Origin of the sequence: Pseudomonas sp. P97.38, from assembly GCF_001269745.1 — a bacterium.
Lineage (GTDB): Bacteria > Pseudomonadota > Gammaproteobacteria > Pseudomonadales > Pseudomonadaceae > Aquipseudomonas > Aquipseudomonas chlororaphis_E.
This window is the reverse complement of the sequence record NZ_LHVJ01000011.1, coordinates 302,467-328,236: the sequence shown is the minus strand read 5'-3', so window position 1 is coordinate 328,236 and position 25,770 is coordinate 302,467. Positions and strand designations below refer to the sequence as shown.

Here is a 25,770-nt window from a genome sequence, read left to right as displayed (position 1 = left end):
CCGGATCACCAACCGCGAGGGTGTCGCAGAATCCTACAAGATAGGTGGAGTTTTCCGACTTTGCCGGTTCAGAGGGCTGTCTCAGCCCTCGCGCTCCAGAACTTCGTCCGCCTCGATCACGCCTTTGCCTCGGGTTTTCAACTCACTGACGATCACCGCCGCCACGATCAGCGCCGCGCCGAACAAGGCGATCGCCGGCAACCGCTCGCCCGCCAGGCGCCCGGCGATACCGGCCCAGACCGGCTCGCCGGCGTAGATCAGCGTGGCGCGGGTCGGCGAGACACTTTTCTGCGCCCAGTTCATCGCCACCTGGATCGCTGCGCTCGCTGCCCCCAGGCCGACGGCGCTGAACAGCAGCAGCCAGGAAAATTCCGGAAGCCTTTCCTGGGTGGGCACCACCATCAGGAACGCCAGCACGGCGGTGCTTGCCAGTTGCACCACGGTCACCCGGCGCACATCGACCTGGCCGGCATAGGCGCTGATCAGGATGATCTCGGCGGCAATCGCGATGGCGCTGATCAGCGTGGCGATTTCACCGGCGCTGAAATTCAACGAGGCCCCGGCCGGGCCCGATACCAGCATCAACCCGGTGAACGCCAGCGTGATGCCGATGCTGGGCATCAAGCCTGGCCGGCGGCCCAGCACCAGCCACTGCAACAGCGGTACGAAAGGCACGTAGAGCGCGGTGATGAACGCCGACTGGCTGCTGGGGATCGTCTGCAAGCCAACGGTTTGCAAGCCATAGCCGAGCATGATCGCCACACCGATGAAACCTCCGGCCTTGAGTTCGAACAGGGTCAGGTTTCGCAGGTGACGCCACGAGAACAGCGCCACGAACGCCGCCGCCGCGGCGAAGCGCAAGCCGACGAAAAACATCGGCCCGCTGACTGTCATGGCGTGCTGCACCAGCAGGAATGTCCCGCCCCAGATCATGGTAATCAGCACCAGCACGCATTCGGCCTTGCTGAATCGAGAGAAGCGGGGAGAAGCTTGAGGGGAATTCACCGATGCCATGACCTTGCGCGCTACATGAGGCAGACGCACAATGCGTCCGAAGTTGGGCAGTATAATGCGCAGCCCCAGCATGTGAGCAATATAGTGCACAAAGAATCCGGCCAGCGGGCGTCCGTCCTGCAACACGTCAGCCAGAATGTCCGTCGCCTGCGGCACGCCGCGCAGCTCAGCCAGAGTGCATTGGCGGAGCGGTCCGGGGTCAGCCGGCGAATGCTGGTGGCGATCGAAGCCGGCGAGAAGAATGTCAGCCTGACCACCCTGGACCGCGTCGCCGAAGCCCTCGACGTGGCCTTCAGCGACCTGATCCAGGCCCCCGATGCCCGTGACCCCAGCCGCATCAATGAACTGGCCTGGGCCGGTACTTTCCCCGGCAGCAAGGCGGTGTTGCTGGCCAAGGCCACCGCCAGCCGCGAGGTCGAACTCTGGGAATGGCGCCTGGAGCCCGGAGAGCATTATCCTTCTGAACCCGACGCCGACGGTTGGAGCGAGCAGCTCTATGTCTTCGAGGGTTGCCTGACGCTGCTGCTGGGCGACGAAGCGCGGCAGATCGGCGCCGGTGAGTTTTTCATGTTCGCCAGCAACCAGCCCCACGCCTATCGCAATGAGGGGCCGGTGGCGGTGCGATTTGTACGCAACGTGGTGATTTGAAGCCTGGGGGAGAGCGGTATGCAGACAGCGCCGGAGCAACAGGCGAACGACATCGCCCGTGAAGCCGATGTGATCATTGTCGGCGGCGGCCTGAGCGGTGCCTTGCTGGCGGCGCAATTGCTGCGCCTGCCGGGCCGCCGTGAGGTCCTGGTGGTCGAGCCACGCAGCGAGCTGGGCCGAGGCGAGGCCTACAGCGCCGTGGAACTGGGGCATACCCTGAACGGTAACGCAGCGCGGATGAGCGTCGATCCGGACAACGCCGATGACCTGACGCAATGGCTCAGCGCGTTCATCGAGGCCGGTGGCTGGCCCGAGTCGGACCAGCAGCACGTGCCGATCAGCGAACTGTTTCCACCACGGGGAATCTTTGGCCTGTACGTGCAGCAACGCCTGGACGAGGCTCGGGCGGTCGGCGCGCAGCACGGCTCCGTGGCCGAGCACGTGCGCGGGGAGGTGGTGGATCTGCAGCTTGTCGAGGGGGCGGTGTTGCTGACGCTCAATGACGGCCAGGTCCTGCGCGGGCGTTTCGCCGTGCTGGCCACCGGCATGTTCCCGGCGGCGCGCACGCCTCAGACCGAATCCAGCGGCTTGAATGCCGCCGCCCTGGACCCTTGGGACGTGGCCGCGATGCGCCAGCTCGATCCCCAGGCCACGGTGTTGATCATCGGCTCGGGGCTGACCATGGTCGATGCGGTGGTGTCGTTGGAACAGGCCGGGCACCGTGGGCCCATCGAAGTGTTTTCCCGCCATGGGCTGTTGCCCCATGTGCGCCGCCAACCGCCGGCGTGGGCGGACTTTCTTGCCGAAGACCACAGCCTGCGTTCGCCGCGCCAACTGATGCGCGCGTTGCGTCACCAGTGCCGCCAGGCCCAGGCCCAAGGCATCGATTGGCAGGCGCCGCTGGACACGGTACGCGCGCATATCGGGCGCTTGTGGAGCCAGGCCAGCGATGTACAGCGCCGACAGTTCGTGCGGCATGTCCGGCCCTGGTGGGAGAGCCATCATCACCGTTCGCCGCCGTTGAGTGCCGAGCTGGTGGCGCGTTTGCACGAAGAAGGGCGGTTGCGGATTCAGGCGGCGTCGTTCAAGGGGCTGGTCGAGTCGGCCGGGGGCCCCGTCGCAATTCGCCTCCGTCGGCGCGGCGAAGCCGGGACGACCGTGGTACAGGGCGCTGCGTTGATCAATTCCAGTGGCATCGAATACGACTGGCGCCGGGTGGCCCGGCCGTTGCCGCAGCAACTGTTGGCCCGTGGCCTGATCCAGCCCGGCCCGCTGGCCCTGGGTATCGCCGCAAGGCCCGACGGCGCGGTAATCAACGCCCGAGGCGAACCCGCCGACCGGCTGTTCGCCATGGGCCCGCCGCTGCGGGGGATGTGGTGGGAAAGTACCGCCGTGACTGATGTGGCGAGTCAGGCGAAGGTGTTGGCAGGGCGGTTGGTTGGGCTGCGAACCTTGACTTCAGATTAAACGCGTCCCCCCGGTGGTGGGGGACGCAAATCGTTTCACCCGTGGCACAGCCTAGGCGGCTTTACGTCCGAAAGCCCGCTGTAGAAAACTGCGTTTCACGCCAAAGTTCAACACTTCGCGATCAATCCCTCGCTGTACCGCCGCTTGCGTGTCTCTGATTCTTCCCAGAAAAGCGTTAGTTTCACCTTTTGACAAAGTTGAGTATTTTTCAGTAATCAAGCTTTTCCATTCCTTAATGCTGACGCTATTGAATTTCTCCCAACGCTCTGCGTCGAAAATATTTGCCAAATTGATAGTTTGCAGGTTGAAAACCGGGTTTTTTTGCTCGGAAAATGCAGCCTCATGATCGATCAAATAAACATTTTGATGAGCGTCCCACAACTGATTGCCCGAATTATCATCGAATTCATTGATCAGAAAATAGAAAAGCTTGGCGGACTCAGGCAGCGCTTTTTGTTCTTGAGTATTTTTTTTTATATTGATGACTCGTTGTTGAATCATTGATTTGGCTTTGTACTGGGTGGGTGGTACAAAATGAAAGCCCAGTCGTTCACTGACCTCATAAGCAAACGCCTCACTTTGGGATTCTTTCGGTGATTGCATTTTCTTGATGAGAAACTGTATTCCTTCCACGTCCGAATCAGCCTGATAAATGCTATTGCTGCTCCTTGACTGAAACACGGTCGTAGACGTCATATCAACCGAGGGTATAAGAGAATGCACCCATGCATTGATTACCGCAGCATCAGGAGCAGACTCGGCGCGCGCTCTTGAAAGAGCCTCGGGGTATCGGGCTTCGTTGACGAGCCCTCGAACTGCATCCGAAGCGATCAAGGCGGCTGGAAATTTCACGCCGCCTTGCTGATCAATAAAGTTCACGGGTGAGTTCGAGACAAAACAAAATAAATTCAAACCGTCCACGTTCCCCAGTGGATCTGGACTGATCCAACATTGCAACCAGGATGCGTAATACCTGAGCCCATAATAATAAAGCCCCGTCGCATCCCGCTCTTTCCCCGAATAACGCACTGTCTTGTAACTGGCCTCCACCTCACTGCGCCCGGCAAACCAGGCCGTACCGCCGAAGGGATGGTAGGTTTCCTGGCTGATCACCCCGGCCTCGCCATCCAGCTCCAGGCTGCTGGAACCCAGATGGTCGGTCAGGTTATAGCGATACTGATCGTTGCTTATACCGGTGGGTGGTGTGGTTTCCCAGTGCAGCACCTGCATGGCGCTGCGTCCGGCTTGCACGCAGATCACTTGCAACACTTCGCCCGTGCCTTCGTGCGTACGAATTTCCAGGCCTGGCAAATAGCGAACTTCCGAAATCAGCGAACGGGCATTGGTTTGGCTGGAGCGGACCTTGCGTCGCCGCATGCCATCGCCACCATAGAAGTACAGTTCGCGGTCATCGTCAGCGCTTTCCCGTTCGACGGGGCGCACCTCGTGCAGTTGATTGCGCAGGTTCCAAGTCATCGCTTGCCCCGGTTGCAGTGCCAGCAAGTTGCCGTTGCCATCGAACGCGGCGGCAATGTCTTCTTCGGTCGGCGGCCGGTCATCCAGGTCAGGCAGGCAACGGTTGCTGTGGCGAGCGGCCGTCAGTGTGCGGCTGTGGCGTTGCGGGCCGGTGTGGACCAGTTCCAGCAGGTTGCCACCTGCGTCGTAGCGGTAAGTTTGCTGGTAATTGGCGACTGCGCGTGGATCCGCGAAGCGGTCGAATTGCGGGCCTCGGCTGACGCTCCCGGCTTCCCAGCCGGTTGCCCTGATCAACTGATAGAGGCTGTCGTGCTCATAACGGTTGGCCGGTTCCACCCGCTGGTTGGCGAAGTAGCGAATGGGCAAGGCAGCGTCTTCGATGCTCAGCACATTGCCCACCGGATCGTAGGCGTAGCGAAGATCCTGCAGCGGACCCTCGGCATTGCGCTCGGCGTGCAACCGCAGAAGGCGTCCGTCCTCGGCACGGTAACCGAGGGTGCTGACAACGCCGTTACCGGCCGTTTTCTGTTCGACCTGGCCATAGGCGTTGTAGGCGATATCACTGACCAGCGTCTGAGGCGATGCCTGGCCGCTCAGTTGCAGATGGCTCGCGAACAGCAGGCCATCGACGGTGTAATCGAACAGTTGCCGATTGCCCTTGGCGTCCATCTGTTCCAGCACATCGCCCAGCGGACTGAAACGCGTCGCGCTGGTGGCCGCCTGCGCCGTCGGCTCCAGCAGCGTATCGCGCTCAGGCAGTGTGGGCGGCCAATCCGGCGTTTGCAGCGAGTGTAAAAACCGCTGGGTCTGTTCGAGCACGCCACCGGTCAGGGCGTACTCGTCCAATGTTTGGGTGCCCGCCGGATCATCATGCCGGATCATTTGCCCGCATTGATTGCGAGCAGCGAAATCGGTACTGGCATCAGCGTATTCATAACGTTCAATGCAACGCGAGGCTTCGCCCTGGCCCTGTTCGTAAATGGCCAATGGCCGCAGCAGATCGTCGTATTCGACCCATTGCTCAGTCTCTCGGCTGTCCCAGGTTTGGACCCGTTGGTCGCCATCGCCGAACAGGCTGATCCGTTCACCGGCATCGACACTGATCGAGCCCAGCACCTTGGCGGACAGCGAGTGGCGGTTGATCAGGTTGGGCGGCGTGGAGGCGTCTTCCCCAGTGAGCTGCCACAACCTCGGATCCCATTGTCCGGCCAGGCGACCCATCGCGTCATAGGCACTGCGGTTGACCCGCTCTTGGGCCTGCACGCCTTCGACGGATCGATAGTAATCCACCGTCCGCACGACAAGCCCGCGTGGGTCGGCGACCGTCAGCGTCGGCGTGTAGGCATGAACGCGCCCGGCTGCCTGGCTGTTCATCATGCACCCCCCGACGCCTTGTTCAACTGGGATTCTTCCAACGTGTCATTCTCATCCTCGGCAATGCCGTACCACCCCAGGTAACGTTGACGCCGCCAATAACCCATGGCGGTGATCGTCAGGGTCGGGCGTCCGAGAGGGTCGTAGAACTGCTGGTCGCAATGGCCGAACCGACGAAACGACTCATCGTTGACGTAGCGATAGCCATCGGCGAAGTACGGCCGGTAGACGCGCACCGCCAGCCCTTTGTTGTTGTATTCGACCCGTTCACTGACCCGCCAGCGCTCGGCGGCCGGCGCGCTCACCGGCTGGTCGTCGTCAAGCACCAGGCCGCCGTCCTCGTCAATCTGATAGGCCATGCCTGGTTCGACCTTCTGCTTGCTCTGCAGGCGGCGGCCAAAGCCATCCCAGCACTGCACGGCGATACGGATCTTGCGTCCGGGGTTGTCCGGTGGTTGCGGGTAGCGGTCGGCTTGCAGGATGGCCACGTGGACCGGTTCACGGCGCTGCATCCAACTGAAGGCATCGCGAAAACAGACGCTGGCCGCGCCTTGCAGGGCGGCGTCGGGGGCGGCGATGGCTTCGGCGGGCAAACGGATAACCGGCTGGTACTCGTCTATCGGATCGAACCCGACCTCGATGCCACGCTCAGTGCCATGGAAACTGCTGGCCAACAGTTCACCGAAGCCGTCAAAGCAAGCTTCCTGGGTGTTCTGGTTCGGATCGACGATGCGCCGGGGCAACAGGAACCGATAGTCAGCTTCGGCCATGCGTGTGCTGCATCCGTCAGCGGTGGTGACGCTGAGCGGCAGGCAATGATAGGGATCGAACACAACGTCCGTCGGCCCCTGGTTTTCAGTGGGGCGAACGCTGATCAATCGGTAGAACCCCTCCAGTGCGGCGTAGGTCATGAACCCCTTGCGCGTCGACCACAACACCCGGTCCGGTTCCGGCGGCAGGGCGGCGACCATGGGGCGGTAGCCGAGCCTGGGCAGTTTTTCCGCCAACTCATCGGGGCTGAGCACTGCCGCATAGGCCTGGAGCGCCGTCTCATCCAATTCGGCGGTTTCAAGGTAGTCGGCCAGTGCCTCGAAACTGGCCTGGCCAGCCGGCAGTGTCTGGCCGGCGTGTTGATAGCGCTGTTCGGCCAGTGCGCTCAGGACTCGCGGCCAGTCGTCCGAGGCCGGTGCATCGAGGCGCTCGAGCAGGCCTTCGTAGCTGATGTCTTGCGGTGGCAACGCGGTCTTTGGCAGAACCAGGACGTTGCCTCGGGACAGGTAGGGCAAGCTCCGGCGAACGGCTTGTGGATCGTCCAGATGAATGAACCGGGCCCGGTTTTCCTCCAGGTAGTGAAAGCGCTGCGCGTCGTCGTGGGCGGCCCGCCACCAGGTTTGCTCATGGGCTTCGCTGAACGGCGGTTCGTCATTGATATCCTTGCGCCGGGCATAGTGGACGGTCACGTCATGGATCAATCCCCCGTAGGAGTCCCAGGCCAGGTTGATGTGGTGCTGACAGCGCGGGTCGTCGGGTTGGCGTTCGTAGGTGTAGGCGATCGACTCCAACTCCAGCGGCTGCATCCTGCAATAGGGCTGGTGCTCGTCGCGCAGTTGCAACAGGCGCACGGCGTATCGGGATTGCTGCACCGAATAGGGCCGGGCTTGCAGCGGGTCATCGTCGGGGCCGAATACCTCCACCCGTAGCGGACTGCCTGCCAATGCGTAGGCCATGTCGTGCAGGGTCTCGTCATTGGCATCGCTGATGATTTCGTCCTTAGCGTCAGTTTTGGCAGCCAGCAGCAGGGCGCTGCCCAAGGGCACCGCCGCGTTGTCCGAAGGGTCGTAATCGAGCCCCGGCAGGTCGGGCATGCGCCCGGTGTGAAACCAGCTCTTGCGCAGCACCGGCGCGGTAAAGCCGGCTTGGTGTTGTTCGTCACCGGTGGTTTCGCTGTCGGTTTGCATGACCAGGCCAAAGCCGCGGAACTCGCGTTCCTGGCCGTCGTAAAAGCCCTGTCGGTACTCAAAGAATTGGGTCAGTTGATTGCCGGTGATTTCATCCAACTGGATCTGCCGGACGGACACGGGCATCGGAAACGGCACATGGCTGGCGACCTCCAGGTTCGCGGCCAGCAAGGCCTTTTTCTCATCGAGCCATTCCTGGGCCGAGCTGCGGTAGATCACTTCGCCGGCCGCGCCCATATTGTTGTTCGTGCGGTGCAGCAGGTACGGCTTGGCCTGGACAAAATCGCAGCGCCAATGGTGGGGCTTCATGTGCGGTACGGTCAGCACCAGGCTGGAACAGCCGAGGCCTTGCAAATCGGCGGCGCTGACTTGGCACAGTCGGTCATAACGCACGCCCGGTGGCCAGGGAAGGATCCGTGGGGTGGTCTCGAACCCCATGCCGGTGCGGTTCATGAAGATTTCAGCGTGTTCGTGGGTGAGATAGATCAGGTCGGCGGCGCCGGAACCGTCCAGGTCGGCAAGCAGTACCCGCGAAGCGTCGAAAGATTTGTAGGCGTAGGGGAGGTTTGCGAGGTGAATGCCCGGGTCGAAGCGACCGTGACCGCGATTGGGCCAGCAGACGATTTCGTTGTGGCGAATGCGCACCAGATGTTGCTGGCCTGTGCCCAGCACATCACTGAAGGCCACCAATTCGGTCTGCGCCTGGCTCAACAGGGGCAAGCGATCGTCGGGGGCTGTTTCGACGAAGTGCGTGACATCCTGGCCCGCTGCGAAACCTTCCTCTCGACGGTTGGCATACAACCGCACGCTGCGTGGGCCGATCAAGGCCAGGTCGGACAAGCCACCGCCCATCAGGTCGGCCAGTTGGCTTTGCGGATGAAAGAACTCCACGGGGAAGGCGCCGAAGGCGACGAACGTCGACCAGTGGCGATCCGGGGTGAGGGTGAAAAAGCCACTGACGCCGGGTTGTGCGATCACCCAATCCAGCCGGCCATCGCCGGTGAGGTCCATCAGTGACTGGCGCACCGGCTTGCGGCTGTCCATCACCGGTATGGCATCCAGGCGTTTCCAAGTGTCGTAGCTCACTTCATCAGCGGTTTGCGCCGTTTGCGCGCGCAGCGGCTCGCGATAGTACCAAGCCTTGTCGCTGCGATAGAGCACGCCGGGGATACCCTCGCCATACAGGTCAACCAACTGATATTGCTGGCCGTCGTTGAGGCCAGGCATGGCATCGAATGGCTGATACTCGGTGGCTTCGGTGGAAAATGCCGAATAGCTGAACGCCACCGGTGGGCGCGACTCGATTCGGCCCTGCTGGTCGTAGCCTTGCTGGTGCGCAGCGCACAGCAGGCTGTAGCCCAGGTCCGTGGTGTGGTACTCAAATAGCAGCCGCTGCACCAGCAGCGGTGCGCTCCCCAGCTCGGCGAACTGGTGGAACATCAGCACTTGCCGGCACAGGCGCAGGTTGCCCAGCAGGAAGCCATAGCCGTAGGTGGCAAAAGGATCACTGCGCACGGGCCACTCGCCCGTCGGCTCGTACGTGGGAATGTCCGTCAGCCCGGTGTCGCGCTCGCCATAATCGAAGATCAGGTCGAAGTGCCAGCGAGCTTGCCGGAGCGCTGTCGGTGCCCAGTGATAAAGGTGAGCGTTCGCCTCGGCATTGCCATAGCGCACTCGGCTCAGGTAGCACTGCGCGCGAAAGTCGCGGGGCGTATCGGCGGGCATGCCAGCATGATCTTCGCCAGCGTACTCATAAAGGATATGTTCGCCATGGGCATTGAGGCTTTCTTCCAGCAGCCACTCGCCGACACGCAGCGCGTCTTCGAGGTCGGTGCTGCGTGAGGAGGCGTTGAAACCGTACAAGTGCAGGCTGCCGTCGGCCCCGTGAATCAACCAGAATCCTGGGTGGTCTTCGGCTGAACGCCAATGTTCAATCCGTTCGAAGGTGCCCTCGATGCGTGGGAAATAGCGCGCCACCTGATAGACCGTACCCAGTTCCAGGCCTTGATAGGTGTCCACCGGTCGGCGAATGATCTGTGCGTCATCGTCGCGCTCCGGCATCCAGACGGTGCCGTCCGGGCCGAGCATGACATCGTCATCGGTGTAGGCCGGGACCCCTTTGCTTGTCCGCCGTGCCACGCAGCCCAGCGACAGTACCCAGCCGATCCCGAACAAGCTGTTGCCCACGCTGCTGCCGTAACCGAGCTGCAGGGCCGGGGCGAAACCGCGCCCTGGAGAGATCGGCAGTGGCAAATCGTAAAACGCCTTGCCGGTGGAGCCCACTTCGCCCCAGCCGCTGCCGATGCTCTGAATGGCACCGCCGCCCTTCGGCAGTGAAGGAGGGGTGATGCTCAAGCGGTCCGGTTGGTCCATCGCCAGGCTCTGTGCGGGTGTGCAGAGCGCTAATGTTGCGCGGATCAGGGGCTCTCCAGCCACTGTCAGAGTTGACAGTCTTCTAGCCATCAATGGAATAAGAAAATGGTGCGGGAGGTATATCCCCCCCCGCGCGAGCGCCGTTTACCTGCAGCCGGGGCTCAACCTTTCATTGTTCATCCACGTTGACCCAACGCTGCTCCCGCGCCGCCAGGCGAATCGCAGCCGCCAGGCGTTCCACCGCCCAGGCCTCTTCGAAGTCCGTGCCGTGGCCTGCTTCGCCGGCCAGGGCCATGAGCAGTTCCTGCACCTCCAGCGTTTTCAGTTCGTTGTAGCCCAACTGGTGCCCGGCGGCCGGACTGAAGGCGGCGTAGCCGGGGAGGTCCGGGCCGGCCAGCAGGCGCTGGAACCCGGTTTCGCCGGCGCGGCACAGGCGCAGTTCATTGAGCCGTTCCTGATCGAACGCCAAGGTGCCCAGGGTGCCGCTGATCTCGAAGGCCAGGTGGTTCTTGTAGCCGTGCTTGAGCCAACTGCTGCTCACCGTGCCACGTGCGCCATTGGCGAAGCGCAGCAGCGCGTGCACATGGTCGTCCACCGCGATGGTGCGCTGTTCGCGATTGCCAGCGCTGGCGGGGCGCTGGGTGTGCACGGTCTGGCTGACGGCACACACCGCCTCGACATCGCCCAGCAGGTGCCGGGCCATCGCCAGCAAATGGCTGCCCAGGTCCGCCAGGGCACCGCCGGCGTGGGCCGCTTCGCAGCGCCATGACCAGGGGGAGGCCGGGTTGGCCATGAAGTCTTCGCTGAACTCGCCCTGGAAACTGACGATCGAGCCCAGCTCCCCGCGCTGGATGATCTCCCGCGCCAACTGGATGATCGGGTTGTGCTGGTAGTTGTAGCCGACCCGGGTGACCACGCCCGCCGCCTTGGCCGCCTGGCGCATCTGGTCGGCCTGGTCGAGGGACACGGCCAGGGGCTTCTCGCAATACACCGGTTTGCCCGCCGCCAGCGCCGCCATGGCCATGGGGAAGTGCAAATGGTTGGGAGTGGTGATGGCGACCAGATTGACCTTGGGGTCTTCGATCAACCGTTGCCAGTCAGTGTGGGCCGTCTCGAAGCCCCAGCTCTGCGCGCATTGCCGGGCGCGCTGCGGGTCGGCGTCGGCCAGGGCCGCCAGTGTCAGGGGGTGGGGAAGGTCAAAGACCGCCTTGGCCTGGTGGAACGCCAAGGCATGGGCACGGCCCATGAAGCCGGTGCCAATCAGACCGATGCCGATTTCGCGCATGAGAAGAGCCCTTTGAGTTGTTATTGTCAGAGGGCTCTTTATGGAATAAATATTCGCTAATTGCAAATATTGGAATAAATATTCATTTGCGCGGTGGAAAAAACCCGGTGGGGAGCAGGCTTGCCCGCGAAGAGGCCGGGCCTGTCCAGCATCTTCATCGACTGATCCACCGCTTTCGCGGGCAAGCCCGCTCCCACAAGGGATCTACGGTGAACACCCATCCTGTGGCCGCCAAGGATCAACCTGTGGGAGCGGGCTTGCCCGCGAAGAGGCCGAGCCTGTCCAGCATCTTCATCGACTGATCCACCGCTTTCGCGGGCAAGCCCGCTCCCACATTTGGGACATGCAGTATCAGGAAAGAAACCCGCCATCCACATTCAGTGCCACGCCTGTGGTGTAGCTCGACGCGTCGCTGGCCAGGTACAGCACCGTGCCAGCCATTTCGCTTGGGTCGGCCACGCGCTTGAGCGGGATCTGGGCCAGGGCGGTCTTGAGGATGGTGTCGTTCTTGACCAGCGCCGAGGCGAACTTGGTGTCGGTCAGGCCCGGTAGCAGGGCATTGCAGCGGATGCCGAACTGCGCGCATTCCTTGGCGAAGACCTTGGTCATGTTGATCACCGCCGCCTTGGTCACCGAATAGATGCCCTGGAAGATCCCTGGCGAGATGCCGTTGATCGACGCCACGTTGATGATGCTGCCGCCGCCGTTCTCGCGCATCAACTTGCCGGCTTCCACCGACATGAAGAAGTAGCCGCGGATGTTCACGTCCACGGTTTTCTGGAAGGCGCCCAGGTCCGTGTCCAGGACGTTGCAGAACTGCGGGTTGGTGGCGGCGTTGTTGACCAGGATGTCCAGGCGCCCGAACTGCTCGCGGATGCCCGCGAAGACCTGGCTGATCTGTTCCATTTCACCGATGTGGCAAGCGATGGCGGTGGCCTTGCCGCCCGCGGCGACGATGGCGTCGGCCACCTGCTGGCAGCCGTCGAGCTTGCGGCTGGACACGATCACGTGGGCGCCTTGCTGGGCCAGCAACTTGGCGATGGCCTCGCCGATGCCGCGACTGGCACCGGAAACGAAAGCGATTTTACCGTCGAGGTCGAACAACTGAGTCTTGGACATGCGGTTTCCCTTGTTATAGGTGCGCTCAGAGCGTGGATTTGCGGATGACCTGCAGACTCATCTGCTCCAGCAGCTTGTTCATCTGAACGAACTGCGCGAAGCGTTTGTCCTGGGTCTGGCCGTGGTAGAAGCGGTAGTAGATCTGCTGGACGATACCGGCCAGGCGGAACAGGCCGTAGGTGTAGTAGAAGTCGAAGTTGTCGATGCGAATGCCGGCGCGTTCGGCGTAGTAGTCGACGAACTCGCGGCGGGTCAGCATGCCGGGCGCGTGGCTGGGCTGGCGCCGCATCAGTTGCACCGGCGCCGGGTCGTCGGCCTCGATCCAGTAGGCGAGGCTGTTGCCCAGGTCCATCAGCGGATCACCCAGGGTGGTCAGTTCCCAGTCGAGCACGCCGATGATCTGCATCGGGTTCTCGGGGTCCAGGATGACGTTGTCGAAGCGGTAGTCGTTGTGCACGATGCTGGACGTCGGGTGGTCGGCGGGCATCTTGTCGTTGAGCCAGTCCTTGACGGCCTGCCATTGCGGCGCGTCGGGGGTCAGGGCTTTTTCGTAGCGTTCGCTCCAGCCACGGATCTGCCGGGCCACGTAGCCTTCGGGCTTGCCCAGGTCCGCCAGGCCGCAGGCGTTGTAGTCGACCCGGTGCAGTTCCACCAGCCGGTCGATGAAGCTCTTGCACAGCGCTTCGGTGCGGGCGGCGTCGAAACCCAGTTCCGGCGGCAGGTCGGAGCGCAGGATGATGCCCTTGACCCGTTCCATCACATAGAACTCGGCGCCGATCACCGACTCGTCGGTGCAGTGCACGTAGGCTTTCGGGCAGTACGGGAAGCCCTCGCGCAACTGGTTGAGGATGCGGAATTCGCGGCCCATGTCGTGGGCGGACTTGGCCTTGTGGCCGAACGGCGGGCGCCGCAGGACGAACTCCTGTTCGGGGTACTCCAGCAGGTAGGTCAGGTTCGACGCGCCACCGGGGAACTGGCTGATCCGTGGCAAGCCGGTGAGGCCCGGAATGTGGGCCTTGAGGTACGGGTCGATCAGACTGGCATCGAGTTCTTCACCGTCGCGCACGCGGGTGGACTGATCAGTAAACGCCATGCTTATCCCTTCTGCTTATTTTGGAGGCCATCGATCATTGGCTAATCTAATGGCGCGTGGGAGGCGTCACAAGCACGCCAGGGTCTTATAGGTTAGCGTGTTGCTGGATAATCAGCGGGCCTGATGCGTCCAGGTGAGCTATGGTTTCGGGGTCGCTTCAAGGAGTCGCCGCGATGGGATGCCCGCAGGTCTGCAGCACCGCCACCTTGCAATGCAGCTTCGGCGCCGCGCCAGCGGTGCTCAACGTATTGCCGGTCAACCGAATGCTGACTGGCGGGATGCCGGCAGCGAACATCATGGATCACATTCCGTTGGTGAACGTCACCACGTTCGGCATGTGCATGAGCCTGGCCAACCCCACCGTCGCCGCCGCCACGGCCGCCGCCCTGGGCGTGCTCACCCCCATGCCCTGCATCCCCGCCACCGCCACCCCCTGGATCCCGGGCGGCCCACCGACCCTGTTGCTGGGCAACATGCCGGCCATCGGTGCCAACAGCACCCTGATGTGCTCCTGGGCCGGGGTCATCAAGATTGTCGTGCCGGGGCAGGTGCAGATGTTGATTCCCTGACTGGCTGGGTTGGCAGCTATCGGTGGTCTCCTGCGCAGGTGTGAGCAATGGCTGCGTACACCCCAAATCCCTGTGGGAGCGGGCTTGCCCGCGAAAGCGGCGTGTCTGCCATGAAGATGCTGAATGTGCCGCCCTCTTCGCGGGCAAGCCCGCTCCCACAGGGGGAGGGGCTTCAAGCCTGCGCCGGGTCGTTCCAGCGCCGCAGCCACCAGCGCAGCCGGGAGATCGGTTTGCCTTCGGCATCCAGCGGGCGGCCGTCTTCGGCGTAGGCGTGGGCCGGCTCCATCAGTTGGCCATTGAGGTAACGGGCTTCGACGGCGGGGTTGCCGTTGGCGTGCAGGCGACGGTAACGGCCGTCGCGTACGCCGTCGCGATAGAACTCGGCCTCGGCCAGTTGCCCGTCAGGGAAGTAGTTATTGGCTTCGCCGTGGAGCAAGCCGGCGCGGTAGGTGGCCTGGCGCTGCAAACCGCCTTCGGCCGCATAAAAACTCGCCACACCCTGCAGCTTGCCGTTGACGAAGGGCAGCACCGCCGAAACCTTGCCGTTGGGGTGATACAACGTACTGGTGCCTTGTAGTTCACCGCGGTGGTAGTTGAGTTTCGCCTGGGGGCGGCGGGCTTCTTCGATGTGCAGTGGGCCGTCGAGCCGGCCCTCGATCAACTGGCCGTTCAGTTGACTGTCGCCACGTTCCACGTCGAGTGTTTTCGAGGCCATCGATGCGCTCCCCTCAGTTGACTTTCACCAGGCCGCCTTTGATGGTCAGCATGCCACCGCCGTCCACGGTCTGTTCGGCGGCGGCCTTATTCACCAGGCTGATGCCGGCGTCGTTGGTCAGGGTGGTGCCGGCCTTGTTTTCCAGTGAAGTGCCGGCCTGGTTGCTCAAGGCCGTGCCGGCCTTCTGGCTGATGGACGTACTGGCCTGGGCCGCCAGGTCGGCGCCGCTCTTGATCGCGAAGCTGCCGCCGCTTTGCAGGGTCAGGGTGCCGCTGACCTTGATCGTCAGGTTGCCGTCCACCGTGAGGTCGTAGTTGCCGGTGACCTTGTGCGCGTAGTTGCCGCCGGTGCTGTGGGTCTGGTCCGAGCCCACGGTCACGCTGCGGGTGTCCTTCACGTCGAGGCTGTCGCTGCCGGTCTGGATCGTCACGCTGCGTTTGCCTTTTTCCAGAGTGACGGTCTCGTCGCCGTCCTTGACCGTGCGGGTGCGGGCGTTCTGCACCGTGAGGGTTTCATCGTGGCCAACGGTGGCGGTGGTGTCGTTGAGCACGTTGATGTTGAAGTCCTTCTGGGCCTGGAGGAACACTTCTTCGGCGTCCTTCTTGTCCTCGAAGCGCAACTCGTTGAAACCGCCGCCGCCCTTGGACGATTGGGTCTTGATCCCGGATTGGGTCTGGTTTGCCGGCAGCGCATAGGGCAAGGCGTTGTCGCCGTTATAGACGCAGCCGGTCACCAGCGGACGGTCCGGGTCGCCGTCGATGAACGTGACGATGACCTCCTGGCCGATGCGCGGTACGAACTGCATGCCGAACCCCTTGCCGCTCCAGGGCAGGACCACGCGTACCCAGCAGGAGGAGGTTTCATCGTTCTTGCCGGTGCGATCCCAGGGAAACTGCAACTTGATCCGCCCGTATTCATCGGTCCAGATTTCCTCGCCGGCCTTGCCCACCACCACCGCGGTCTGGGGGTGCATGAGCGGTTTTGGCGTCAGGCGGGCCGGTCGGTAGGCCGTGGCCTTGGGAATCGCCTCGAACCGATTGTGGTAGCTGTCGTGGCTGGCCTCGTGGCTGACCGAGGTCACCACCCAGTCGATGTTCAGCGCCGGGTCTTCATGCCCGGCCAGGGTGAACCAGTACCCCGGCACCAGCCAGCGGCAGTCGCTTTCGCCGACAAACCGCTGCGCCTGGCTGCGCAGGCCGTCGATTCGCTGCTTGGTCAGTGCGTCGCCCTGGGCCTTGGCGGTGTAGCCGCCCGGATGCTCGTACATCGAACTCGGCCCGGCCACGGCTTCGGCCTGGCTGTAGAGCGATGTGGTGGGGGTGGTGAATTCGTAGTCGGTCGCCTGGTAGACCCCGGCCACCGCTTGCAGGGACACGTGCCCGGCCCGGATGCCATGCAGTTCGCGGTCGCCAATTTTCTGCCCGAGGTAGTTCACCGTCGGTCCGTTAGGGATCGGCGCGAAGGCGTCATTGTTGTCGGCCAGTACCAGCGTGTGCGTGCCTTGCGCGTGGGTGAAGAACCAGAAGATCCCGTCCTCTTCCAGCAGGCGCGAGACAAAGGCCAGGTCGGTTTCGCCGTACTGCACGCAATACTCGCGGGGGCTGTAGCTGCCGGTGAGCTCGAGCTTGAAGTCGGTAAAGCCGTGGGCTTTGAAAATCGTCGTGACGATGTCCGATGTCGCGAGGTTCTGGAACACCCGATTGTTGCTGGCCAGCCCCAACCACCAGAGCCAGGGCCTGAGCAGCAGTTGATAGCGCTCGGCGGTGGCGTCGGCGGGCAACTGGCGGATTTCGGCCACCAGCAGGTCCAGCGGGCGCAGCAGCGCGTCCTTGTGCAGGGTCGTGGTGACGTGGCTACCGATGGCCGTGGTGAGGGTCAATGGGGCGCCGTCGTTGAGGCCGTTGAGGACGTGCGAACCCAGTGCGTTGAGACGCTCTTCGCCGGACAGCGAGTCCGGGTACAGTGCGGCCAGCGTCGCGGCAGTGAGGGAAAGGGTGGTGTTGCTGTCGGTGGAGCGGGGCATGCGCTCAGCCTCTGACATCGAACAGGATGGGGCGGTGATCGGGGCCGGACATATCGAACACGTGGGCGAGCCCCGTGATGTCGACCGGCGTGACAGCGACATCCACGGAGGCCAGCACCCAGTCGAGGATGCCGCCCTTGCTTTGGGTTTGTTGGCCGCCCCAGCACTCATAAGCCAGCCCGGCGGTGTCGAGTTCTCCCACCTTTTGGTAATCCAGGTTCAGATCGCCGGTCGCCACCCACTTGCCGCCCAAGGCGGTGCAGGACTTGAGCTGGCTTTTGGTCACACCGTTCTGTCCCGACTTGAAATGGGCAAGAAATACGTAGCCGGTGTAGCCCTTCACGCCGTGGGCTTCGACGGCAATCAGGTCCCTGTTCAAGGTGAAGAGGCTGCCCTGGCTGACCACCTGCAACCTCTCGAAGCTTTTGACCAGGACGATGTAGGCATTCGAATGACCGCCGGTGAAGGAATAGACGCTGTAGTTTTTGTAAATGGCAGCCAGGTTCGAACGGTAGTTATCGATCTGCGCCGAATGTATTTCACACAGGAAAACGATGTCCGCGTCCCAGTAATTGCTGGAGCAGCAGTTGTGAAGAAAGATATCCACCTGCGTCTGCTTTTCCAGCGTGGAGGACTTGCCGTTTTTTTCCACGTTGAAACTGCCAATTCTCATAAGGCCACCCCCTGCGCTGCATCGGCGTTGCGTTTATTCCAACGCCCACTGCGCCAACTTCCCCGTCACCTGCGTCATCAGCACATTCTCGATATCCCGCGCGCCGGCTGCGCTGCATTTGGCGAGCACGGCCTTGACGATGCCGGGGTCGAACTCGAACGGCTTGCCCGTTGCCGCCTTGTAGCGTGCACGCAGTTTTTCCAACTTCGCCAACACGATCCCCTCCAGCGTTGCCTCATCCAGCGGCCGGTACGCCACCACCGTCATGCGCGCCAGGAAGGCCGGACGAAACGCTTGCAACAACACCTTGCGCAAGGCTTCGTTGAAGGCATCGCTGCCCAGTTGTGCAGCCGGGGTGTCCAGCAGCAATTCGGCACCGACGTTGCTGGTGGCAAGCATCACCGTGTTCTTGAAGTCCACCACCAGGCCGGTGCCGTCCTCCATCAGGCCCTTGTCGAAGACGTTGTAGAACGCTTCGAGTACATCGGGGTGAGCTTTCTCGATTTCGTCCAGCAGCACCACCGAATAGGGTTTGCGCCGCACCGCTTCGGTGAGCACGCCACCGCTGCCGTAGCCGACGTAGCCGGGCGGGGCGCCTTTGAGCTGGCTGACGGTGTGGGCTTCCTGGTATTCCGAAAGGTTGATGCTGATCAGGTTGCGTTCGCCGCCGTACAAGGCATCGGCCAGGGCGTAGGCGGTTTCGGTCTTGCCCACGCCGGTGGGGCCCACCAGCAGGAACACCCCGACCGGTTTTTGCGGGTCGGTGAGACCGGCGCGGTAGGCTTGCAGGCGTTGGGCGATGGTGTCGAGCGCCGGGCCCTGGCCCATCACCCGTTGCCCCATGCGCTGGCCCAGGGTGCGCACGGCGTGGGCCTCGTCGGCGAGCATCTTGCCCACCGGGATGCCGGTCCAGCCGGCGATCACGGCGGCGACGGTCTTGCTGTCCACCTGTTCGGGCACCAGGGGATCGTCCTGGCGAATGGCATCGAGGCCGGCTTCCAGGCGCAGCAGTTCGGCGCCCAGGTGATCGATGCGGTTATCGACTTCGGTGTCGGGTTTTTCAGCATCGGCCCGTTCGCTCAGGGCCAGCAGTTCGCGCCGGGTGTCGAGCAGCTCGCGCACGGCTTCGCGTTCTTCGCCCCAGCGGGTTTCCAGCTCACGGATGGCCTGCACGTTGCTGGCCGATTCGCTTTCCAGCAGGGTGATGCGTTCGCGGTGATCCAGGCCGGTGGCCTGCTCGCGTCGCAGGCGCTCGACTTCATCCTTGAGGCTGTTCTGGCGGTGCCGCAGGCTTTCCAGCGGCGGCGGTACGTCGTGCTGGCCGAGGGCGACCCGGGCGCAGGCGGTGTCGAGCACGCTGATGGCCTTGTCCGGCAACTGGCGTCCGGAGATGTAGCGATGAGACAGCTTCACGGCTTCGTGGATGGCCGCGTCCAACACCTGCACGCCGTGGTGTTGTTCCAGTTTGGTGGCGACGCCACGGAGCATTTCCACGGCGGTGGGTTCGTCCGGTTCTTCGACCTGCACCAGCTGGAAGCGGCGGGTCAGGGCCGGGTCTTTCTCGAAGTATTTCTTGTACTCCAGCCAGGTGGTGGCGGCCAGGGTACGCAGTTCGCCCCGGGCCAGGGCCGGCTTGAGCAGGTTGGCGGCATCGCTGCCACCTTCGGCACCGCCGGCACCGATCAACGTGTGGGCTTCGTCGATGAACAGGATGATGGGTTTTTCGGCGCTGCGTACCGCGTCGATCACACCCTTGAGGCGTTGCTCGAATTCACCCTTGACGCCCGCGCCGGCCTGCAACAGGCCCAGGTCGAGCACCCTCAGCGTCACCTCTTGCAATGACGGCGGCACATCTGCGGCGGCGATGCGCAGGGCCAGGCCTTCCACCACGGCGGTCTTGCCGACGCCTGGGGCGCCCACCAGGATCGGGTTGTTCTGTCGACGCCTGAGCAGAATGTCGATGCATTGGCGGATCTCGCCGTCGCGTCCGACGATCGGGTCGATGCGGCCTTCCCGGGCGTCGGCGGTGAGGTCCTGGGTGTACTGGTCGAGTACCGGGTCCTGCTTCTGCGGTGCCTCGCCAGGCTTGGCGGCGCGTACGCCGCCGGTATGCTCGCGGGAGCTTTCGGTCCACTCCAGCAGGTGGGTGCGCAGGGCGTCCCGGGGGATGCGCAGCAGCGATGAGGCACTGTTGAGCAGCAGGCCGCGGCGCTCGTCGCGATCGAGCAGGGCCAGCAACAACAGCCCGGAGCGGATGCTGTCCAGGCCCAACACGCTGGCCTGCACCACGGCATCCTCCAGCAGGCCGATGGTCTGCGCCGACAGGGCGGGGGTGCGAGTGCTGCCGGACTTGAACAGGTCCAGGGCGCGGTTGGTTTCGGCCGCCACGGCGTCGCGTTCCAGGCCGAAGCGCGGCAGCAGGCAGGCGAAGTCGCCCCCTTCGATGTCCAGCAGCTCCAGCAACAGGTGTTCGATCTCGACGTAATGATGGCCGCGTTGCAGGCAGCGTTGCGCGGCCCGTTCCAAGGCGCGGCGGTTGTCCGGGTTGAGGCGTCCGATCAGGCTGGCCAGTTCCATTTCAGGCGATCTCCGGCTGACGAAGGCGGGTTTCGATGCGTTGCACGGCCAGGCTCGGCTGGCGTTGCAGGCCGCCGTTCCAATTCAGGCGCGGCGCCGTCGGGTGGCCGAGTTGCAATGGCCCCGCGCCACGGACCAGCAGCACCAGTGTGCAATCCAGGTCTGGGCCGAAATACAAGGCATAGAGACTGGCGAGCAGCGGATGGACGTCGCCGTCGGGCAGTAACCCGTTGGCTTGAGCGGTGTTCAGTGGGCCCAGGGTCAGGCGCACGCCGGCATGCTCGTCCCAGACCCGGGTCCCGGCCACCGCCGTGCGGCCCAGGCACAGGTTGCGTCCTCCGGCCTGCAAGCGGCTGCGGCTGGCCGGCGGGATTTCCCGCCATCCTCCGGCATAGCCGGTCAGTTCCACCGGCAGGCCGAATTGCTCACGGACAATGGCCGCGAAGCCGGCCAGGGAACGACGGCCGTCGGCGTACAGCGCGGTGCAGGCGAGCACGGCGCAATCGGGAGCGGCCTGGCGCTCCTGCAGGGCCTTGGGCAGCAGGCCGGTCAGCGCCCGCAACTGCGCCTGTACGGCCGAAGCTCCAGGGGCGGTAAAGCCCAGTGCAATGCGGTGCTTGCGCATCACCTTGTACAGCAGGCTGAGCAGGCGATGCTGGAACAGGTCGAGAAATTCCGCTGGGGCGTGGTCCCGCGCCCGTGCCCGTTGCTGCAGCCATTCCTGGTAGGCGTAGGGCAGCGGACCGTCCGGGCCGCCGAGGCCGAAGATCGGTGTGGTCAACGTCGGTGGTGAGTCGGCGTCCTGCTCCAGGCGCTCGACTTCGCTGGCGGCGAACACGGGCGTCAGCGGCCCGCGCAGGCGCAGCGCCTCGGCGTGCGGGGCAGTGCCGCTGCCGAGGGTTTCGGCCTGGGGATGCTCGCGTTCCAGCACCAATAGCGCCTGGAGCCATTCGAAGCGTTGTGGGTCGCGTCGCAGGCGTTGGCTCAGGTTCAGAGCGTCAGGGGCTTGCCGGCTTGGGGTTGCCATGTCTTCACCTCCTTGTCGGACTGGACCAGCACCGTGCGCACGAAGCGGTTGGCGGTGGCGTAGAGGGAAAAGAACTGCGCCAGCACCCCGGAGAACAGCACGGCGCTGCTGCCGACGAAATGCTGCGGGTCCAGTTGCAGGCGCACCTCCAGGCCATTGCGCCAACCGCGCCAAGCGTCCTGGCCGACATGGGCGATGACCCGTTCGCAGCCCAACCCCAGCACGCCGTCGATCTGGCGCCGGGCGTTGGCCTCGTCGCGCAGGTTATGCAGTTCGAGGATTTCACGCAGGGCATCGAGCGCCTGCGGGCCTTCCACCAGGGACAAATGGTTGAGGGTCAATTGCGACACCAGCCGCCAGCGCGATTCGCCGTCCAGCCGTGGCAGGCTCTGGGGGCTGGGTGGGTTGCGCAGGCGGGCCCAGGCCACCGGGCCCGGGCGCTCGAAGCCCAGCGGGGTGCCGGCGGGCAAGCTTTGGGCCAGGTGTCGGTTGGTGCAGAGTAATTCGGCGGTGAGGCTGTAGTCGCGGGTCTCGGCCAGTGGGTCGAACCGGGTGTCCACCAGGCTGACCATCAGGTCGGTGCCCAGCCGGTTCGGGCTCATGCCGCTGACCCGCCGCGCATGCCAGTAGCACGACGGCTCATTGCCGTGCTGGCTGCCGTAATAGGCCGGCACCGTGCGCACACCCTGGCTGGAGCTGGCGCGCATGCCACGGATGCTGTGGATCTCGACGCTGTTTTCCCGGTGACTGTCGGCCACCAGGCGGTATTCACTGCGAGTGCCGTCCGGGCGCAGCGGTTCCGAAGTCCTGGGGAACAGGTTGATCACCGGGGTGCAGCCCAGCGCGATGTCGCTGGCCTGGAGCGGCAGGCGGCTGGCCGGAGCGCGGTCGAACACGATGTAGAGGTACAGGGAGGCGACGTCGCTGTTCGCGCCGGCCAGTGGCAAGTCGAAGAAGCCGAATTTGTCGGGGAAGGCAAAGTACTCGGCCAGCAGACGCATGCCCGGGTGCACGCCGTCCTCGTCCGGCAGCAAGGCCTGGTCGCTGCCGAAACCGACAATTTGCGGCAGGCCGGCCAATGGCTCCGGCACGCTGCCGGGTGGCCCGGCGAGGACCTTGATAGCGTGGGCGCCCAACAGGTCATAGAGCCAGGCATTGATGATCGGCGAGGCGGCCAGGTGCACCCGCAAGTGCTCGATCCCCAGTGTCGACCACTGGCTTTCACCCAGGCAACGCAGGTTCAGGCGCAAGGCCGACCGGGCCTGGACCACCCCGGTCAGCGCCTGGGCCTCGTCGCTGCCCAGTAGCAGCGCCTCGCTGATTTCCAGCGGCCACAGGTGCACGGCGGCGGTGGTGCGAAAGTGAATGCTCTGGCCCTTGTCAGTGGTGACGAACAACGGCGTGTCGCGGGGCAGGGGGTAGCCCTCGTCGAGGTTACCCTTGCTCGGGTCGGGTTCGAACTGGACGATGGCACACGATGGCAACGGGCGCATGGCCAACGGGTAGAGCTGTTCGAGCAGGGCGTCGCTGAACTCGGCGTAATCGTCGTCCAGCCGACGTTGCAGGCGCGCCGCCAATAACGCGAAACCCTCCAGCAGGCGCTCGACGTGGGGGTCCGGGCATTCGCCGGGGGACAACTCCAGGCGCCGGGCGACCTTGGGGTAGCGTTCGGCGAACAGGCTCCCGGCGTGACGCAGCCAGGTCAGTTCGCGCTGATAATAGTCCAGCAGTTGCGGGTCAATCGAGTCGCTCATGGCGCACCTCAAGGCCGTCGTCGGCGGGCTCGATCACAAAGGCCACCGGCCAGGCGTGGGGGGCGCCGCGTAGTTCGCCCAGCAGCCGGATGCACAACTGTTGTGGCTGACCGGGCACCGGGCAGACCTGTACCTCGCCCAGGCGCAGGCGAGGTTCGAAGTGGCTGACCGCCTGGCGGATCTCCCGGGTCAGTTGGCGCCGGTCATCGCTGCGTTGCTGCTGCAGCGCGGTCCAGTCGGCAATGCCGTAGTCGAGGATGCTCGGCGGCTCGGTCAGTGCCCGTGGCCCGCGCCGGGTGTTGAACAGCCGCGACAGTTCGGTGTGGACCGAGTCCTGCAACGCCTGGCGATCGAACGCCCGACCCGTGTCGTCCGCCGGGCTGGCCAGGCGTTCGAACAGCGGCGGACGAAACCCGAAGCCGGCCATGGCGCAGCCTCCTTACTTGGTCATTTTGTTGGCCGCCAGGTCCCAGGTCGTGCCCGCCGTACCTTCCTTGGTGCCGTCGTCTTTCTGGGCGGTGAGCTCCCATTTGATCTTGGTGAAGTTCAGCGACAGGGTTTCCACCGGTTTGCCGCCGGTGCCGCCGCTGACACTGACGTTGGACAGCACGACGTTGGTGAGGGTGTAGACGATGAACGGCATGATCTTGCCGCTGCCCTCGGCGGCGTTGCGGCCGATGGTGATGACGGCCTGGGGGATCGGCTTGCCGGCGCAGCAATACTCGTTGAGCGAGGGCGTGGAGCTGTCGATGAACTTGGTCAGGGTGAACTCACCGATGTGCGGGCGGCCGGAGGTGCGCTCCGAGTTGCTGACGTCATTGGTGACCTGCATGGCCACGTTGTGGCTGTAGGACATGACCTCGATCTTGTCCGTGAAGCCCTCCAGCAGGCTGTCGCCCTTGATGTCGCCGCCGAGGTCGAGAATGATTGCATCCATGGTGTGGGACTCCAGAGAAGGGATATCGATTGATTAGGGCCAAGCACTGAATCTGTGGCGAGGGAGCTTGCTCCCGCTGGGCTACGAAGTAGCCCCAAAAATCTTGGGAGCGCTCCGCACTCCAGCGGGAGCAAGCTCCCTCGCCACAGGTTTCTCTGTCACGGTCCTATGCGTCGTCAGGCCGCAACCGGTGGCGGCAGGGTCGCCACCAGGCGGATCGACGCGGTCAGTTCCTCGAGCTGGAAGTGCGGCCGCAGGAACACCGTGGCCTTGTAGGCGCCCGGCTTGCCGGCCACTTCCGTCACGTCCACCCGCGCCTCGCGCAACGGGTACTGCGCCTTGATCTCCTGCGGCGCGTTGTCGTTGATCAGGACGTAGTCGGCGATCCAGTTGTTGAGGTAGGTCTGCACGTTGTCGCGGGTCATGAAGCTGCCGACCTTGTCGCGCATGATCACCTTCAGATAGTGGGCGAAGCGCGAGGCCGCCAGCACGTACGGCAGCATCGCCGAGATGCGCGCGTTGGCGTTGGCTTCATTGGTGTTGTAGAGCTTGGCCTTGTTGGTGGTCTGGCCGCCGAAGAACACCGCCACGTCGCTGTTTTTCTTGTGGCACAGGGAAATGAAACCGAGGTCGTTGAGTTCTTTTTCGCGGCGGTCGGTGATCGCCACTTCGGTCGGGCACTTGAGCGAGAGGTCCCCGGAGCTGGTGCGGAAGGTATGGGCCGGCAGGCCTTCCACCGCGCCACCGCCCTCGGCGCCGCGGATCGCCGCGCACCAGCCGTACTTGGCGAAGGCCTCGGTGATGCGTTGCGACAACGCCCAGGCGGCGTTGCCCCACAGGTACTTGCTGTGGTCGGTGCCGTTGACGTCTTCGACGTAGTTGATGCCTTCCACCGGCAGAGTGTCCGGCCCATAGGGCAGGCGCAACAGGAAGTGCGGCAGCACCAGGGACACATAGCGCGAGTCTTCGCTTTCGCGGAACGAGCGCCACTTGATCAGTTCCTGGCTCTCGAAAATCTTCGACAGGTCACGGGGCACCGCCAGTTCGGTGAAACTGGTCATGTCGAACAACCGGGGGCTGGCGGCGGCAATGAACGGCGCGTGAGCCGCTGCCGCCACGTTCGAGAGTTTTTCCAGCAGGCCGATGTCCTGCGGGTGCCGGCCGAAGGTGTAGTCGCCCACCAGCAGGCTGAACGGGTGCCCGCCGAAGGTGCCGTATTCTTCTTCGTAGATCTTCTTGAACAGCGCGCTCTGGTCGAATTCGACGGCCTTCTCCAGGTCGTTCTGCAGCTCTTTCTGGGTCACGTTGAGCAGGCGCAACTTGAGCCGGGTGCTGGTTTCAGTGTTCTGCACCAACAGGTGCAGGCCGCGCCAGGAGGCTTCGAGTTTCTGCAGCTCGGGATGGTGCAGCACTTCGTTGAGCTGGGCGCTGATCAACTGGTCGATCTGGCTGATGCGGTCATTGATCATCGCCACGGTGTCCTTGTCGATGGCCATGCCTTCGTCGAGGACCTGGGTGGCGAATTCGGCCAGCATGTCGCGGGCATAGTCCTGCTGGCTGTCGTCGTGGGCCATGCGGCCCTCGGCGATGATCTTGTCCAGCAGGGACAGGGTCTGGGTCGTGCTCTCGCTGGTTTGAGCGCTGGATGAAGCAGGCATGGCTTTATCTCCCTTGAATGATGAGCACGA

Annotated in this window: 18 protein-coding genes; 3 read left to right on the top strand and 15 right to left on the bottom strand. The window is 63.7% G+C overall.

Annotated features, from left to right (window positions below; translation table 11 throughout):
• Positions 1-81: 81 nt before the first annotated feature.
• Positions 82-1,086 (bottom strand): DMT family transporter, encoded by a 1,005-nt coding sequence (locus tag AD664_RS06925; RefSeq protein ID WP_053145411.1) that lies wholly within the window; start codon positions 1,084-1,086, stop codon positions 82-84.
• 12 nt (positions 1,087-1,098) lie between these two features.
• On the opposite strand from AD664_RS06925, the gene AD664_RS06920 reads away from it, so the two are divergent.
• The gene (locus AD664_RS06920; protein WP_042730567.1) at positions 1,099-1,662 is read left to right on the top strand and encodes a helix-turn-helix domain-containing protein; all 564 of its coding nucleotides are present in this window, start codon (positions 1,099-1,101) and stop codon (positions 1,660-1,662) included.
• 18 nt (positions 1,663-1,680) lie between these two features.
• Positions 1,681-3,129, top strand: coding sequence for an FAD/NAD(P)-binding protein (locus tag AD664_RS06915; protein WP_053145409.1), 1,449 nt, complete (start codon positions 1,681-1,683; stop codon positions 3,127-3,129).
• A gap of 51 nt (positions 3,130-3,180) precedes the next feature.
• Here AD664_RS06915 and AD664_RS06910 read toward each other — a convergent pair whose 3' ends face one another.
• From AD664_RS06910 to AD664_RS06890, 5 genes are all read right to left on the bottom strand, one after another.
• Complete coding sequence (locus tag AD664_RS06910; protein ID WP_256207079.1) at positions 3,181-5,982, bottom strand: RHS repeat domain-containing protein; 2,802 nt, start codon at positions 5,980-5,982, stop codon at positions 3,181-3,183.
• The gene (locus AD664_RS06905) at positions 5,979-10,310 is read right to left on the bottom strand and encodes a SpvB/TcaC N-terminal domain-containing protein (RefSeq protein WP_053145407.1); all 4,332 of its coding nucleotides are present in this window, start codon (positions 10,308-10,310) and stop codon (positions 5,979-5,981) included. Before AD664_RS06905 ends, AD664_RS06910 begins: the two co-directional genes overlap by 4 nt.
• 169 nt (positions 10,311-10,479) lie before the next feature.
• Positions 10,480-11,595, bottom strand: coding sequence for a Gfo/Idh/MocA family protein (locus AD664_RS06900; protein ID WP_053145405.1), 1,116 nt, complete (start codon positions 11,593-11,595; stop codon positions 10,480-10,482).
• Between the two features lie 351 nt (positions 11,596-11,946).
• Positions 11,947-12,714 (bottom strand): SDR family oxidoreductase, encoded by a 768-nt coding sequence (locus AD664_RS06895; RefSeq protein WP_053145403.1) that lies wholly within the window; start codon positions 12,712-12,714, stop codon positions 11,947-11,949.
• 25 nt (positions 12,715-12,739) lie between these two features.
• A complete protein-coding gene (locus tag AD664_RS06890) occupies positions 12,740-13,807 on the bottom strand; it encodes a phosphotransferase family protein (RefSeq protein ID WP_053145401.1) in 1,068 nt (355 codons plus the stop codon).
• Between the two features lie 173 nt (positions 13,808-13,980).
• On the opposite strand from AD664_RS06890, the gene AD664_RS06885 reads away from it, so the two are divergent.
• Positions 13,981-14,376, top strand: coding sequence for a DUF4280 domain-containing protein (locus tag AD664_RS06885; protein WP_053145399.1), 396 nt, complete (start codon positions 13,981-13,983; stop codon positions 14,374-14,376).
• Between the two features lie 172 nt (positions 14,377-14,548).
• Here AD664_RS06885 and AD664_RS06880 read toward each other — a convergent pair whose 3' ends face one another.
• The 9 genes from AD664_RS06880 to tssC all read right to left on the bottom strand — a co-directional run bounded on the left by AD664_RS06880 (position 14,549) and on the right by tssC (position 25,740).
• Positions 14,549-15,091, bottom strand: a complete 543-nt coding sequence (locus tag AD664_RS06880) for a toxin-antitoxin system YwqK family antitoxin (RefSeq protein WP_053145397.1) — start codon at positions 15,089-15,091, stop codon at positions 14,549-14,551.
• A 13-nt stretch (positions 15,092-15,104) separates the two neighbouring features.
• Positions 15,105-17,114 (bottom strand): type VI secretion system tip protein VgrG, encoded by a 2,010-nt coding sequence (tssI, locus tag AD664_RS06875; protein WP_053145395.1) that lies wholly within the window; start codon positions 17,112-17,114, stop codon positions 15,105-15,107.
• 4 nt (positions 17,115-17,118) lie between these two features.
• Positions 17,119-17,766, bottom strand: coding sequence for an endonuclease/exonuclease/phosphatase family protein (locus AD664_RS06870; protein ID WP_172679700.1), 648 nt, complete (start codon positions 17,764-17,766; stop codon positions 17,119-17,121).
• 54 nt (positions 17,767-17,820) lie between these two features.
• Complete coding sequence (tssH, locus tag AD664_RS06865; protein ID WP_053145393.1) at positions 17,821-20,364, bottom strand: type VI secretion system ATPase TssH; 2,544 nt, start codon at positions 20,362-20,364, stop codon at positions 17,821-17,823.
• Position 20,365: 1 nt separating this feature from the next.
• The gene (gene tssG / locus AD664_RS06860; RefSeq protein WP_053145391.1) at positions 20,366-21,391 is read right to left on the bottom strand and encodes a type VI secretion system baseplate subunit TssG; all 1,026 of its coding nucleotides are present in this window, start codon (positions 21,389-21,391) and stop codon (positions 20,366-20,368) included.
• Entirely contained in the window at positions 21,355-23,145 is a 1,791-nt protein-coding gene (gene tssF / locus AD664_RS06855) for a type VI secretion system baseplate subunit TssF (RefSeq protein WP_053145389.1), read from the bottom strand. Before tssF ends, tssG begins: the two co-directional genes overlap by 37 nt.
• Positions 23,129-23,572, bottom strand: coding sequence for a type VI secretion system baseplate subunit TssE (gene tssE / locus AD664_RS06850; protein WP_053145387.1), 444 nt, complete (start codon positions 23,570-23,572; stop codon positions 23,129-23,131). The genes tssF and tssE overlap by 17 nt, the downstream gene beginning before the upstream one ends.
• A gap of 12 nt (positions 23,573-23,584) precedes the next feature.
• Complete coding sequence (locus AD664_RS06845; RefSeq protein ID WP_024776584.1) at positions 23,585-24,082, bottom strand: Hcp family type VI secretion system effector; 498 nt, start codon at positions 24,080-24,082, stop codon at positions 23,585-23,587.
• Between the two features lie 176 nt (positions 24,083-24,258).
• Positions 24,259-25,740, bottom strand: coding sequence for a type VI secretion system contractile sheath large subunit (gene tssC / locus AD664_RS06840; RefSeq protein ID WP_053145385.1), 1,482 nt, complete (start codon positions 25,738-25,740; stop codon positions 24,259-24,261).
• Positions 25,741-25,770: the final 30 nt, after the last annotated feature.

Excerpts from the sequence above, each read along its gene's own strand:
- AD664_RS06910 (WP_256207079.1), bottom strand. The coding sequence starts at position 5,982 with ATGATGAACAGCCAGGCAGCCGGGCGCGTTCATGCCTACACGCCGACG.
- tssC (WP_053145385.1), bottom strand. The coding sequence starts at position 25,740 with ATGCCTGCTTCATCCAGCGCTCAAACCAGCGAGAGCACGACCCAGACC.
- AD664_RS06925 (WP_053145411.1), bottom strand. The coding sequence starts at position 1,086 with ATGCTGGGGCTGCGCATTATACTGCCCAACTTCGGACGCATTGTGCGT.
- AD664_RS06880 (WP_053145397.1), bottom strand. The coding sequence starts at position 15,091 with ATGGCCTCGAAAACACTCGACGTGGAACGTGGCGACAGTCAACTGAAC.
- AD664_RS06915 (WP_053145409.1), top strand. The coding sequence starts at position 1,681 with ATGCAGACAGCGCCGGAGCAACAGGCGAACGACATCGCCCGTGAAGCC.
- tssH (WP_053145393.1), bottom strand. The coding sequence starts at position 20,364 with ATGGAACTGGCCAGCCTGATCGGACGCCTCAACCCGGACAACCGCCGC.
- tssG (WP_053145391.1), bottom strand. The coding sequence starts at position 21,391 with ATGGCAACCCCAAGCCGGCAAGCCCCTGACGCTCTGAACCTGAGCCAA.
- AD664_RS06905 (WP_053145407.1), bottom strand. The coding sequence starts at position 10,310 with ATGGACCAACCGGACCGCTTGAGCATCACCCCTCCTTCACTGCCGAAG.
- tssE (WP_053145387.1), bottom strand. The coding sequence starts at position 23,572 with ATGGCCGGCTTCGGGTTTCGTCCGCCGCTGTTCGAACGCCTGGCCAGC.
- AD664_RS06885 (WP_053145399.1), top strand. The coding sequence starts at position 13,981 with ATGGGATGCCCGCAGGTCTGCAGCACCGCCACCTTGCAATGCAGCTTC.
- AD664_RS06845 (WP_024776584.1), bottom strand. The coding sequence starts at position 24,082 with ATGGATGCAATCATTCTCGACCTCGGCGGCGACATCAAGGGCGACAGC.
- tssI (WP_053145395.1), bottom strand. The coding sequence starts at position 17,114 with ATGCCCCGCTCCACCGACAGCAACACCACCCTTTCCCTCACTGCCGCG.
- AD664_RS06890 (WP_053145401.1), bottom strand. The coding sequence starts at position 13,807 with ATGGCGTTTACTGATCAGTCCACCCGCGTGCGCGACGGTGAAGAACTC.
- AD664_RS06900 (WP_053145405.1), bottom strand. The coding sequence starts at position 11,595 with ATGCGCGAAATCGGCATCGGTCTGATTGGCACCGGCTTCATGGGCCGT.
- tssF (WP_053145389.1), bottom strand. The coding sequence starts at position 23,145 with ATGAGCGACTCGATTGACCCGCAACTGCTGGACTATTATCAGCGCGAA.
- AD664_RS06895 (WP_053145403.1), bottom strand. The coding sequence starts at position 12,714 with ATGTCCAAGACTCAGTTGTTCGACCTCGACGGTAAAATCGCTTTCGTT.